General features: G+C 49.9%; 10 protein-coding genes and 1 pseudogene. 8 read left to right on the top strand and 3 right to left on the bottom strand.

Translation table 11 applies throughout. The annotated features are described in order from the left end of the window. On the top strand, positions 1-1,530 hold the full coding sequence (locus tag CBP12_RS00860; RefSeq protein ID WP_086962069.1) for an inactive transglutaminase family protein: 1,530 nt from the start codon (positions 1-3) through the stop codon (positions 1,528-1,530). After that, complete coding sequence (locus CBP12_RS00855; RefSeq protein ID WP_086962066.1) at positions 1,523-2,536, top strand: alpha-L-glutamate ligase-like protein; 1,014 nt, start codon at positions 1,523-1,525, stop codon at positions 2,534-2,536. The genes CBP12_RS00860 and CBP12_RS00855 overlap by 8 nt, the downstream gene beginning before the upstream one ends. Before the next feature lie 370 nt (positions 2,537-2,906). Here CBP12_RS00855 and rluB read toward each other — a convergent pair whose 3' ends face one another. From rluB to rnm, 3 genes are read right to left on the bottom strand one after another with little or no spacing between them, the layout of a single operon-like run. Continuing rightward, positions 2,907-3,839, bottom strand: coding sequence for a 23S rRNA pseudouridine(2605) synthase RluB (gene rluB, locus CBP12_RS00850; RefSeq protein WP_086962064.1), 933 nt, complete (start codon positions 3,837-3,839; stop codon positions 2,907-2,909). 22 nt (positions 3,840-3,861) lie between these two features. After that, entirely contained in the window at positions 3,862-4,482 is a 621-nt protein-coding gene (locus CBP12_RS00845; RefSeq protein WP_086962062.1) for an L-threonylcarbamoyladenylate synthase, read from the bottom strand. 18 nt (positions 4,483-4,500) lie between these two features. Further along, positions 4,501-5,325 (bottom strand): RNase RNM, encoded by an 825-nt coding sequence (gene rnm / locus CBP12_RS00840; protein WP_086962060.1) that lies wholly within the window; start codon positions 5,323-5,325, stop codon positions 4,501-4,503. A gap of 402 nt (positions 5,326-5,727) precedes the next feature. Here rnm and CBP12_RS00835 point away from each other — a divergent pair, with 402 nt between their 5' ends. The 6 genes and pseudogenes from CBP12_RS00835 (at position 5,728) to trpA (ending at position 12,274) form a co-directional block, all read left to right on the top strand. Then, positions 5,728-7,284 carry an anthranilate synthase component 1 gene (locus CBP12_RS00835; RefSeq protein ID WP_086962058.1) on the top strand — a complete coding sequence of 519 codons (1,557 nt, stop codon included), beginning with the start codon at positions 5,728-5,730 and terminating at the stop codon, positions 7,282-7,284. Next, positions 7,277-7,873: pseudogene (locus tag CBP12_RS13625) on the top strand (aminodeoxychorismate/anthranilate synthase component II); the annotation flags it as partial. The gene CBP12_RS00835 and the pseudogene CBP12_RS13625, both read left to right, overlap by 8 nt. A 9-nt stretch (positions 7,874-7,882) precedes the next feature. Continuing rightward, positions 7,883-8,878, top strand: a complete 996-nt coding sequence (gene trpD / locus CBP12_RS13620) for an anthranilate phosphoribosyltransferase (RefSeq protein ID WP_232455207.1) — start codon at positions 7,883-7,885, stop codon at positions 8,876-8,878. After that, positions 8,872-10,278: a bifunctional indole-3-glycerol-phosphate synthase TrpC/phosphoribosylanthranilate isomerase TrpF gene (gene trpCF / locus CBP12_RS00825; RefSeq protein WP_086962054.1), complete on the top strand. Its 1,407-nt coding sequence runs from the start codon at positions 8,872-8,874 to the stop codon at positions 10,276-10,278. Before trpD ends, trpCF begins: the two co-directional genes overlap by 7 nt. Continuing rightward, complete coding sequence (gene trpB / locus CBP12_RS00820; RefSeq protein WP_086962052.1) at positions 10,278-11,468, top strand: tryptophan synthase subunit beta; 1,191 nt, start codon at positions 10,278-10,280, stop codon at positions 11,466-11,468. Before trpCF ends, trpB begins: the two co-directional genes overlap by 1 nt. Further along, positions 11,468-12,274, top strand: coding sequence for a tryptophan synthase subunit alpha (gene trpA, locus CBP12_RS00815; RefSeq protein ID WP_086962051.1), 807 nt, complete (start codon positions 11,468-11,470; stop codon positions 12,272-12,274). Before trpB ends, trpA begins: the two co-directional genes overlap by 1 nt. Positions 12,275-12,728: the final 454 nt, after the last annotated feature.

Genomic DNA, 12,728 nt, shown 5'->3' with positions numbered 1-12,728 from the left:
ATGTATTCTCGTAAACCCTTTTATCTGATCGTTGCCGCGCTGTTTTTAATCGGCCTGGCATTAATGCTGTATCGTCACTTTGTCTATGAAGTGCCTTGGTTACCCGGTGAAAAACGCCAAATTTGGTCTATTGAAGCCAAGGTAGAATTTGAAGCTAAAGGCAAACCCATTAAGGCCTCGCTAGCCATTCCTGGCAGCCAGCCAGGCTTTACGCTGATGAATGAGTCTGCTGCCTCTCCAGGCTATGGCTTATCGTTTGTAGAAGCCAAAGGCAGCAGCCGCGCCGAGTGGACCATTCGCAATGCTTCCGGCCCTCAAGAGCTCTACTACAAAGTGGACATGATGCATGATCCCTTTGCAAAAGCGCCGCTGCCCACGGACGTGCCGCGTATTAAAACCACTGAGGTCCCCGAGCCCTACGCCACTGCGATGGACCAAGTGTTATCTCATGCGCAAGAGCGCTCGGCAGATGGCATAACCTTAACTCGGGAGCTGTTAAAAGAGCTCAACAACCGTGGCCAAAACGCCGTGTTATTGGCGCAGTATCAAGCGCCAGGGCCGCTATTGCTGGAAATGTTGCACCGCGCCGCCGTGCCTGCCCGTATGCTACAAGGGTTAAAGCTTGAAGATGGTCGCCGTCGCCAGCCGCTCATTAACTTAGTGCAAGTTTATGAAGGCGAGCAATACGAAATTTTTAACCCACAAACCGGTGAACAAGGCACGGCTGAGCAGCTCTTATTATGGGAGTATCATTCTTCGCCGGTGCTGGACTTAGTGGGTGGCAGTAACTCTCGCGTCACCTTCACCATGCTAGAACAAGAGCAACCGGTGAATGTGGCGTTGGCTAAAAAGTTTGATCAACCCCATTGGATTAACGTCTCACTCTATAACCTGCCTCTAGAAGAGCAGGCATTATTTAAAGGCATTTTATTAGTGCCGATTGGCGTATTAGTGGTGGTATTTTTGCGCATTATTATTGGCGTGAAAACCTCAGGCACCTTTATGCCAGTACTGATTGCCATGGCCTTTATTCAAACTAGTTTGATTACCGGTCTGGTGGGCTTTTTAATTATTGTCGGCACCGGCTTAATACTGCGCTCCTACCTTTCACACCTAAATTTACTGTTAGTGGCGCGAATATCGGCGGTGATCATCATGGTGATCGGCATTATTGGCTTCTTTAGCATTATTGCCTATCAACTCGGCTTAACCGAGGGTATGAAGATCACCTTCTTCCCTATGATTATCTTGGCATGGACCATAGAGCGCATGTCTATTCTTTGGGAAGAAGAAGGTCCTAAAGAAGTAGTTAAACAAGGGGGCGGCTCACTCATAGTGGCAGTGATGGCCTTTTTAGCCATGAACAGTGAAGTGGTGCGCCACATTACCTTTAACTTCTTAGGCCTGCAGCTAATCGTTATGGCCGTAGTATTACTATTAGGTAACTACACCGGCTATCGCTTAACCGAGCTCAAGCGCTTTAAACCTTTGGTAGATGAATACAATACCGAGGACAAAAAGCATGATTAAACGCTGGCTTGCCAAGTATGCTTCTCCGTTTGCGCTGGGCGACATGGGTATTATGGGCATGAACCAGCGTAATATTTCCTATATCAGCCGCTATAATCCGCGCCGTCTCTACCCCTTGGTAGATGATAAATTAGAAACCAAGCGCATTGCCCTAGATGCGCAGGTGACGGTGCCAGACTTAATTGGAGTGATTGAATACCAACACCAAGTAGCGGGCTTATTAGAGAAAATTAAAGACTGGCCAGGTTTTTGTATTAAACCGGCCAAAGGCTCTGGCGGTAAAGGCATTGTGGTTATCGTTAGTCAAGATGGCACCAATTTCCTTAAACCAAGCGGTAAGCCAGAAAGCATCAACGATCTCGAGCGTCATGTGTCTAATATTTTGGCCGGCTTATTCTCTTTAGGCGGTAAACCCGATGTGGCCTTAATTGAAGCACTGATTAACTTTGATGATGTGTTTGATGGCTTTTCTTATGAAGGCGTACCCGACACTCGAGTCATTGTGTTTAAGGGCTTTCCGGTGATGGCGATGATGCGCTTATCTACCGAAGCTTCCGACGGTAAAGCCAACCTCCACCAAGGGGCGGTAGGTGTGGGGCTGGATATTAATAGCGGCAAAGCCATTCGCGCCGTGCAATACAATTTGCCCATTCGCTATCATCCCGACACGGGACGCGATTTACTGGAGCTAAAAGTACCGAACTGGGAGCAGATTTTAAGCTTATCCGCGTCTTGCTATGAAATGTCAGGCTTAGGCTATATTGGCACCGACATGGTATTAGATAAGTTTAAAGGCCCTATGTTACTGGAGCTTAACGCTCGCCCAGGGTTGGCTATTCAAACTGCCAATGGCGCGGGCTTAGTGCCACGGCTGCAAAAAATTGAAAAGCTTGGCCGCCATGCTACTTTTAGTGCCGAAGAGCGGGTGGCCTTTTCTCGTCGTGAGTTTGCCGCCGAAGTGCAACTATCGATGAAAATTGAACCGCCTTTACCCCAAGACAGTTAGCAGTTAGAAGTAATAATCAGCACCCAGCCTAGGCTGGGTGCTGATTATTTGAATTTCCTGTAAAAGACAGCGGTACGCTTTCCGTTACCCGCCTTGCGTTAGACATAAATCAGCGCTGCGCTAAACCACAACATAAAACCGTGCCGAAGCTCTCTTCGCTGCAGAGGCGGGCTCACTACAAATCTAGATCTTGTAGCCTGTGCTCTTTAGCTAACAGGACTTCGCCGACCTGCCTCGCATAGGTTTAGTGGGTTTCGTTGCCAAGCGTTGCAGTTATTAGTCTTTCAAGCACAAAAAAGCACCGAGTCTGAGTAGACTCGGTGCTTTAGGTTTTTTTTACTTAGCTGAGAGCTTAGCGCTAGTTTTTTATTTAAATCCGCGTTTTTTGCTTTTGGCGTGGGTTGCGCGCCCGCCCAGCGGCGGGCTTTTTCTTGGCAGCGGCACTTGGGCCTGTGCTAGCTCCACCGGCTTTAGTGCGCGAGTTATGGCGGCGCACAGCTTTGCGAATTTGCGCGACTTGCTTATAGCGCTTAGGCGCATCCACATCCACTTTGCTTTCTACTTCCGGGGCTAAGCCCACTTGAGTGCGCAAATAATTTAGCTGATCCAATGGCATTTCTGCCCAGCCGCCCCGTGGTAAGTTGCGCTGCAACTCAATCTTGCCATAGCGCACCCGAATTAAGCGGCTCACCTGCATGCCTTGAGACTCCCACATGCGGCGTACTTCACGGTTACGACCTTCTTTAAGGGTCACATGAAACCAATGGTTCATGCCCTCACCACCGCTGTATTTAATGGTATCAAAGCGACCCATACCATCTTCTAGCAAGACCCCTTTGCGCAAGCGCTGCAGCATGGCTTCATCCACTTCACCAAACACACGCACCGCATACTCACGATCAATTTCATGACGCGGGTGCATCAAGCGATTAGCGAGCTCGCCATCGGTGGTAAACAGCAATAAGCCTGAGGTATTCACATCTAAGCGCCCTACCGACACCCAACGTGCCCCTTGTAACTTGGGCAAGCGATCAAAGACCGTGGGCCGGCCTTCGGGATCTTTGCGAGTACTCATTTCGCCTTCTGGCTTGTGATAGACCAACACCCGGCACAAAACATCGGCCTGCGCTTGGGTTTCTACCTGATGGCCATCTAAGCGAATTTGCTCTTTACCCGTCACTCGATCGCCAAGCGCGGCCACCTTGCCATCGACACTCACTCGTCCTTGGCTAATCAGCGCTTCAATTTCACGGCGCGAGCCTTTACCGGCTCGCGCTAGCACTTTTTGTAATTTTTCAGTCATATTTTCACTTTTACCAACAGACTTATTCAAAAGGAGTGGTGTCGCCAGCGCCAGCGCGGGCAATCACAGGGGTATCGTCATAGAGCTCAATAACAGTGGTGGGTTTAGAGTCGAGTACACCGCCATCAATAATTAAGTCGACTTGTTTTTCTAGCAACTCACGAATGGTTTGCGGATCGTATTCTGCTTCTGTTTCGTTAGGCATAATTAAACTGCCCGACATTAATGGCTCACCAAGCGCTTCTAATAACGCCAAAGTAATGGGGTTATTAGGTACTCGCAGGCCAATGGTTTTTCGCTTTGGGTTTTGCAAGCGCTTAGGGACTTCTTTAGTAGCACGCAAAATAAAGGTATACGCACCTGGGGTATTATTTTTCATTAACCTAAAGGCGCCATTATCGACGCGTGCGTAAAAAGACAACTCAGAGAGATCTCGACACACTAAGGTAAAGTTATGATCTTTTTCTAGCTTACGAATACGACAAATACGCTCCATGGCGTTTTTATCACCCACCAAACAGCCAATGGCATAGCCAGAGTCGGTGGGATAAACCAGCACGCCGCCTTGGCGTATAATGGCCACCGCCTGATTGATCAGACGTGGCTGCGGGTTTTCGGCGTGCAATTCAAAATATTGACTCATGATTCCTCCCGGAATGATTTAGATAAAACGTGTCCACACGGGCGTCGCTTCTTTAGGTAACCAGAGCTGGCGTCCCAGCTCTCGCCATTGACTCGGAAAATGAAAATCCGAGCCCACAGACGCCGCTAAATTATATTCTTTACTCCACTCACCTAAGGTGGCGCGCTCTTGCGGGCTTTGCTGAGCCATAGACACCTCCATGGCATCTCCGCCAGCTTCGGCAAAAGCGATAATCATTTTTCGCACCCACTTATTAGATAAGTCATAGCGAGTGGGATGAGCTAACACCGTCACGCCGCCCGCTTGGTGAATAGCGCCAATGGCCTCTTCCAGCGAGCACCAATCGGGCGGCGCATAGCCGGTATTACCGCGGCTAATATATTTTTTAAACACCTTAGGTATAGACTCAGCTGCACCTTGGCTCAATAACCATTTAGCCATGTGGGTGCGCGTAATGGGCGCCTCCCCGGCTAACGCCCGCGCGCCTTCATAGGCACCGGGAAATTTTGCTTTTTCTAAGCGCGTAGCCATAAGCTTGGCGCGCCGCTCGCGCCTAGCTTGTTGCGCTATTAACAAGTGATTTAGCGCTTCGTGGTCGGTGGCGATATTAAGCCCGACTACATGCACTTCTAGCGCTTGCCATAAACAAGATATTTCCACACCATTAATTAAACGCACGCCATGTAACTTAGCCGCTGCACTCGCTTCTGCCAAACCGCCTAGGGTGTCGTGATCGGTAAGCGCTAACACATCCACCTCTTTTTCAGCGGCGCGCGCCATCAACTCGGTGGGCGTTAATTGACCATCGGAAGCGGTGGAATGACTGTGCAAATCGATGCGCATGAAAATAATCCTATCCTCAGGGTTGACTTAATACCCCTAATATCGTTTAACTGTATACAGTTTTAGTTTACTGAGAAGAGCAACATGGTTCAGCAAATACCCACACCGTCTTTTCAACAAGGCATTACTTGGTGGTGGCACACGCCTTAATTGCGGGTGTGATTTGCTGTTTTCGTCTCAAAATCTCAGCGAACATAAAAGCCCGCCCCCGTGCGGGCTTTTTTATTATCCAGTAAAAGGTGACGCGATGAAACCTAAGCAGCTTAAATTTTGGCGATGGCAGCCCATAACTCAGCACACGCCCATCAAAACGGCATTCGTTACCATCATAGATGAAGACATTGCCAGCCAGGTGATCAGACAAATCCCTGATGACCGTGATTAACTCATAAGGAATACCCCATGGCGCATGGTTCGCTCCACGTCTTATTACAAGATGCCCCCTATAACGATGACCCGCTGGCATTGTTTGCCGCACTCAGCCAAAGTGGCGATAACAGCATGCTGTTAGAGTCCGCAGAAATTGATACTAAAGCCGGTACTCAAAGCCTATTAATGCTTGACGCCTGTGTGCGTTTGGTCTGCCAAGGTCGCACCGTGACCCTTAGTGCCTTAAATGCCAATGGCGTACCGGCACTCGATCTAATCGAACAGGCGTTAAATGGCAAACGCTCCGCCGACGGCAATCAATTACAGGTAACCTTTACCCCCGCCGACGACACCTTGGATGAAGACAATCGCTTAAAAGCGCCGTCGGTACTAGAAACACTGCGCCTGATTTTAACGCGCTTTCATGCCGACTTAGGCCAGCAGCACCTCTTTATGGCCGGCACCTTCGCCTATGACTTAATTGCTTCATTTGAAGAGCTAAGCGCGGTAGCACCTGGGATTAATGCGTGCCCTGATTTTTGCTTTTATTTAGCTGAAACCTTAATCACCTTAGATCATAAACAAGAAAGCGCCCAACTTTCGGCTTGCGTATTTGATAGAGCTGAACAGCCCCGCTTACAAGTACGCCTTGATACCTTGGCCAAAGCGTGTGCCAAGCGCCATCCCCAGCCGGGCGCCGATACCCAGTTGCACGGTAAGATTAGTGCCTCTAAAAGCGATGCTGAATTTAAACAAGATGTGCTTAATCTAAAAGAGCACATTAAAGATGGCGATATTTTCCAAGTGGTACCTTCGCGCAGCTTTAGCCTACCTTGCCCGCGCCCCTTGGCCGCTTATCGCAAGCTTAAGCAAACTAATCCCAGTCCCTATTTGTTTTATGTAAACGATCAAGATTTTACGCTATTTGGTGCCAGCCCCGAAAGCTCAGTGAAATTTGATCATGCCTCTCGCCAAGTAGAAATGTACCCCATCGCCGGTACTCGCAAGCGCGGCTTAAATAAAGATGGCAGCATTAACTTAGATCTCGATGGACGCATTGAATTAGAGCTGCGCCAAGACGCTAAAGAAACCGCCGAGCATTTAATGCTGGTGGACTTAGCGCGAAACGACATTGCACGCATCAGTGAGCCAGGCAGTCGCTATGTGAAAGACCTACTCAGTGTGGATCGCTACAGCCATGTGATGCACTTAGTGTCGCGGGTCGTAGGTACTTTGCGTGCGGATCTGGATGCGCTGCACGGGTATCAAGCCTGCATGAACATGGGCACGCTCACCGGTGCCCCCAAAATTCGCGCCAGTCAGTTGATCAGAGACACAGAGCAAGAGCGCCGTGGCAGCTATGGCGGTGCCGTGGGCTATGTGAACGGCAATGGCGATATGGATACCTGTATTGTGATTCGCTCTGCGTTCGTCGCCAATGGCGTGGCCCATGTACAAGCGGGGGCGGGAGTGGTCTATGACTCAGATCCGCAAGCCGAAGCAGATGAAACCCGCAACAAGGCGGCAGCAGTACTTAACGCCATTGCACTGGCTCACGGCAGCACATTGGCGGAGGTGAGCCATGACTAATACCATTTTCTTACTCGATAACTACGACTCTTTTACCTACAACTTGGTAGATCAATTTAGAAGCTTAGGCGCGAACGTTAAAATTTATCGCAATACCATTCCCGTCGCTCAAATACTGGCTGCCATGGAGCAAGCAGAACAAGCCGATGAGCGCCCAATTTTAGTGCTCTCCCCTGGGCCTGGCATTCCAAGCCTTGCCGGTAATATGCCAGCATTGATTGCCAGCAGCCTCGGCCGCTTTCCTATTCTAGGAATTTGCTTAGGCCACCAAGCCTTAGTTGAGCACTATGGGGGCGTGGTGGAAAGTGCCGGTGAAATTAAACACGGTAAAAGCTCAGCGATTAGCCATAACGGCCAAGGCGTGTTTGCTCATTTATCCAATCCCTTGCCGGTGGCCCGTTATCATTCCTTAGTGGGCACGCATATTCCTAGCAGCTTAAGCGTGATTGCCGACTACCAAGGCATGACCATGGCGGTGCAAGATACAGCCAAGCGAGTGTTGGGTTTTCAGTTTCATCCTGAGTCGATTATGACTACCGAAGGCGAACAGCTGCTAGCCCAAAGCTTGGCATTCTTAAGCGCGCCAGAAGGCAAAGCCATGGACCAACTGTTTCGTGGTGAGCACATTAGCCGCGCTCAGTCTCATGGCTTATTTAGCGAGCTACTCAGCGGTGACATGGATCAAATGACCATGGCCTCCTTGTTAACTGTGCTAAAAATGAAAGGCGAAACGCCCGATGAAATCGCCGGCGCTGCCCAAGCCCTTTTAGATGCAGCCTCGCCCTTCCCGCGCCCAGACTATGCCTTTTGCGATATTGTGGGCACCGGTGGCGATGGCATGAATACTATTAACGTCTCCACTACCTCCGCACTCGTGGCCGCTGCCTGCGGCATTAAAGTGGCCAAGCACGGTAACCGTGGCGTGTCTTCTAAGTCGGGCTCTTCAGATTTATTAGAGCAGTTAGGCATTGATCTTAATATGAGCGCTGAGCAAGCTCGGCGTTGCCTCGATGAAACTAACGTCTGCTTTTTATTCGCGCCCAATTATCATGGCGGTATTCGCCACGCCCAGCCGGTGCGCAAGGCTCTAAAAACCCGTACCATTTTTAATGTGCTCGGGCCTTTAATTAACCCCGCCCGCCCAGACTTTATGCTGTTGGGTGTGTATTCTGAAGCGCTGGTGCGCCCCATTGCCGATACTTTATTAGCCATGGGGCTAAAGCGCGGCATGGTAGTGCATGGCAGTGGTTTAGATGAAATTGCCGTACATGGCCCCACTTCGGTGGCGGAAATTTTAGACGGTGAAATTAGCGAGTACATTATTACCCCCGAAGAGCTCGGCCTTGAGCGCTATGACATTAGTGCCATTGCCGGCGGTGAGCCCAGCGAAAACAAAGCCATTACCCTTGAGCTGTTACAAGGCAGAGGCACACCGGCACAACAAAATGTCATTGCGCTTAATGTGGCGCCTTTATTGGTGATGAGCGGCAAGGCCGAGACCTTAAAAGAAGCCGTAGCCCAAGTGCTGACTGTGTTAAAATCGGGCAAAGCCATGGATGTGGCCCATAAACTGGCGGAGTTGAGTCAATGTTAAGTACCGTATTAGGCAAAATTGTTGCCGATAAAAAGATTTGGGTTGAGGCACGAAAAGCCAGCCAGCCCCTAACTAGCTTTGAAGCTAAGTTAATCCCCAGTGATCGCCCGTTTGTGGCGGCGCTTAAGGCCAAAAGCCCAGCCTTTATTTTAGAGTGTAAGAAAGCCTCGCCCTCTAAGGGCTTAATTCGTGAACACTTTGACTTAGACGCCATCGCCCAAGTCTATGGTCGTCACGCCTCGGCAATTTCAGTGTTAACCGATGAAAAGTACTTTCAAGGGCAATTCGACTTCGTTACTCAAGTACGCAACCAAGTTACTCAGCCTGTGATCTGCAAAGATTTTATTATCGATGCCTATCAAATTAAGCTCGCGCGCCTTTATCAAGCCGATGCCATATTACTGATGCTGTCGGTATTAAGTGATGAAGAATATAAGGCACTCAATGCCGTGGCTGAGTCACTTAATATGGGCGTGCTGACGGAAGTGATCTGCGAAGAGGAAGTGGCGCGCGCCATTGCACTGAATGCCAAAGTGATTGGCATTAATAATCGAGACTTGCGTGATTTAACCATAGATCTTGCTCGCACCCAGCGCTTATCAACGCTGTTCCCAGCCGATCGCATCGTTATCTCTGAGTCCGGCATTTATGATCATGGCCAAGTAAAACAGCTTGCCGCCTATGCCGATGGTTTTTTAGTGGGCAGCTCACTGATGGCGCAAACAGATATTGAGTTGGCAGTACGCAAACTTATTCTTGGCAGCAATAAAGTGTGTGGCTTAACCCGCCCGCAAGATGCCGCCAATGCTTATGCCGCCGGAGCCGTTCATGGTGGCTTGATCTTTGTTAGCCAAAGCCCGCGCTACGTAGATAGCACCACAGCCAGAAGCATTATGGCCGCCGCACCGTTAGAGTATGTGGGCGTGTTTCAAAACCACGACTTACATCAAGTGAGCAGTACCGCTAAAGAATTAGGGCTGCATGCGGTGCAATTACACGGCGATGAAGACGACGCTTTTATTAGCGCCCTCAAAGATGCCAACCCTGAGTTACAAGTTTGGAAGTCTGTTGCCATTAACGAGCAGCTTCCAAACTTACCACAACACGCAGACCGTTTATTGTTTGACACTCAAGCGGGCGGCAAAAGCGGTGGCACCGGCCAAGCCTTTGACTGGGCTTTGCTTGATAAGGTCGAGCCTGCCCATCGCACCCAAGCGTTATTAGCCGGTGGTTTAAATCCCGAGAACGCCAAAGCCGCAGCGAGCCAAGGTTGTACCGGTTTAGATTTTAATTCAGGTGTGGAAAGTGCGCCCGGTAAAAAAGCTGCTCACAAGCTAAACGCCGCCTTCAGCACGCTTCGCAGTTATGGTCGCCAAGTAGACCGCAAGGAAACTAAATAATGAGCTTACTCGATCCCTTCTTTGGAGATTTTGGTGGCATGTATGTGCCGCAAATTTTAATGCCGGCCTTACTGCAATTAGAAAAGGCCTTTGTTGATGCCCAGCAAGACCCGGAGTTTGAGCGCGAATTTCATGAATTATTAAGTGAATATGCCGGGCGCCCCACGCCACTGACGCGGGTACGCAACCTCGCCTCTCATACCAAGACCCGTATTTACTTAAAGCGTGAAGACTTGCTCCACGGTGGCGCCCATAAAACGAACCAAGTATTGGGCCAAGCTTTACTGGCAAAACGCATGGGTAAAACCGAAATTATTGCCGAAACCGGTGCCGGCCAACATGGTGTGGCCACCGCTCTCGCCTGTGCCTTAATGGGTTTAAAATGTCGCATTTATATGGGCGCTAAAGACTGTGAGCGCCAAAAGCCCAACGTGTTTCGTATGGAATTAATGGGCGCCGAAGTCATACCCGTGCATGCCGGCTCTTCTACCCTAAAAGATGCCTGTAATGAAGCGCTGCGCGATTGGGCTGCTAACTATGAAACGGCGCACTATATGCTAGGCACCGCCGCCGGCCCGCATCCCTTCCCGACCATAGTGCGCGAATTTCAGCGCATGATTGGTGAGGAAGCCAAAGTACAGATCATGGAGCATGAAGCTCAGTTACCCGATGCCGTCATCGCCTGTGTGGGCGGTGGCTCCAACGCCATTGGCTTATTTGCCGATTTTATTGAAGAAGAAAAGGTACGCTTAATTGGCGTAGAGCCTGCAGGCAAGGGCATTAGTACCGGCGAGCATGGCGCTACCTTAGGCGAGGGCACTAAAGGTATCTTCTTTGGCATGTTGTCTTTAATGATGCATAACGAAGATGGCCAAGTGTCCGAGTCCTACTCTGTGTCCGCCGGCCTAGACTTCCCGTCTGTAGGCCCACAGCACGCCTATTTAGCCACCACTGGGCGCGCCGAATATGTCTCTGTCACCGACGACGAAGCACTGGATGCCTTCCAAGCACTGGCACGCAATGAAGGCATTATCCCTGCCCTTGAGTCCTCTCATGCGTTGGCCTACGCCTTAAAAATGGCCGAAGCGGAGCCAGAAAAAGAGCAAGTATTAGTGGTTAACTTATCGGGTCGTGGCGATAAAGATATCTTTACTGTAGCCGACATTTTAGCGCATAAGGGAGAGAAATAATGAGCCGTTATCAACGCTTATTTGACCGGTTAGCACAAGCTAAACAAGGCGCCTTTGTGCCCTTTATTACCTTAGGCGACCCTAATCCTGCAGACTCACTTAAAGTGATCGATGCCTTAATTGCCGGTGGCGCCGATGCGCTAGAGCTTGGTATTCCTTTTTCTGATCCCGTTGCCGATGGCCCTACTATTCAAGCGGCCAGCATTCGCGCCTTAACCGCCGGTACGCGCACTCAAACTTGCTTTGATATGCTAGAAAAAGTGCGTGCTAAATACCCAGATATTCCCATGGGTTTATTAGTGTACGCCAACCTAGTGTATGCGCCAGGCTTAGACAGCTTTTACAGCCGCGCTGCCGCCGCCGGTGTAGACTCGGTATTAGTAGCCGATGCGCCCTTAGAAATGTCGGCCCCTTTTAAAGCCGCCGCCAGCAAAGCCGGGATAGATACCATTTTTATCGCCCCACCTAATGGTGATGAAGCCACCCTAAAAGCCATTGCCGAAGCGGGTAGCGGTTATACTTATCTGTTAAGCCGTGCCGGTGTGACGGGAACCGAAACTAAAGCTGGCCAGCCGGTAGATACCTTGCTGGCCACGCTAACTAAATATAATGCCCCGCCCTCGCTCCTTGGTTTTGGTATTTCAACCCCTGAGCAAGTGCGCGAGGCTATTAACGCCGGTGCTGCCGGCGCCATCTCGGGCTCTGCCATTGTGAAAATCATCGAGCAACATCAAGATGACATTAATGCCTTGACTCACGCCTTAACGGCATTTGTTAAAGACATGAAAGCGGCGACAAACAAATAGCGCTCAGCACTAAACTAAACTGAACTAAATAAAAATACCGAGCCTGAGCTCGGTATTTTTTTGCCTATTGTTAGCTTTACGCCTGTTAGCTTTACGCCGCTCTCCTGACTGCTTTATCCCCTCCTCGTGACAGTTTTACTCCGCCATTCTGACAGTTTTATGCCGTCATCCTGATGACTATCAGAGTCTCGCTTTAAGCCGTCATCCTGACGAACGTCAGGATCTTATTTTGAATCGTCGTCCTGAACTCGCTTCAGGATCTCTCCCCATTCGGGGAGCCCTAAGCTTAAAGCCATAAGCGATAAGTTAAACAAAGAGCAAAAAATTCTGAACAGATCTGCCAAGCAGCTTACTGCGGATAACTGTTACTAGCCGTCGTACCGAACTTGGTTCGGTATCTCGCTCTTAAATTTTTTATCCCTTATAGCTTCATGCCCGATTGCAGAGGCAAAGT

This window comes from Oceanisphaera avium, assembly GCF_002157875.1.
GTDB classification, from domain to species: domain Bacteria; phylum Pseudomonadota; class Gammaproteobacteria; order Enterobacterales; family Aeromonadaceae; genus Oceanimonas; species Oceanimonas avium.
Note: the sequence above shows the minus strand (reverse complement) of the source record. Positions and strands in the feature narration are given on the sequence as shown.

Excerpts from the sequence above, each read along its gene's own strand:
- rnm (WP_086962060.1), bottom strand. The coding sequence starts at position 5,325 with ATGCGCATCGATTTGCACAGTCATTCCACCGCTTCCGATGGTCAATTA.
- CBP12_RS00845 (WP_086962062.1), bottom strand. The coding sequence starts at position 4,482 with ATGAGTCAATATTTTGAATTGCACGCCGAAAACCCGCAGCCACGTCTG.
- CBP12_RS00835 (WP_086962058.1), top strand. The coding sequence starts at position 5,728 with ATGGCGCATGGTTCGCTCCACGTCTTATTACAAGATGCCCCCTATAAC.
- trpA (WP_086962051.1), top strand. The coding sequence starts at position 11,468 with ATGAGCCGTTATCAACGCTTATTTGACCGGTTAGCACAAGCTAAACAA.
- trpB (WP_086962052.1), top strand. The coding sequence starts at position 10,278 with ATGAGCTTACTCGATCCCTTCTTTGGAGATTTTGGTGGCATGTATGTG.
- CBP12_RS00860 (WP_086962069.1), top strand. The coding sequence starts at position 1 with ATGTATTCTCGTAAACCCTTTTATCTGATCGTTGCCGCGCTGTTTTTA.
- trpCF (WP_086962054.1), top strand. The coding sequence starts at position 8,872 with ATGTTAAGTACCGTATTAGGCAAAATTGTTGCCGATAAAAAGATTTGG.
- rluB (WP_086962064.1), bottom strand. The coding sequence starts at position 3,839 with ATGACTGAAAAATTACAAAAAGTGCTAGCGCGAGCCGGTAAAGGCTCG.
- trpD (WP_232455207.1), top strand. The coding sequence starts at position 7,883 with ATGGACCAACTGTTTCGTGGTGAGCACATTAGCCGCGCTCAGTCTCAT.
- CBP12_RS00855 (WP_086962066.1), top strand. The coding sequence starts at position 1,523 with ATGATTAAACGCTGGCTTGCCAAGTATGCTTCTCCGTTTGCGCTGGGC.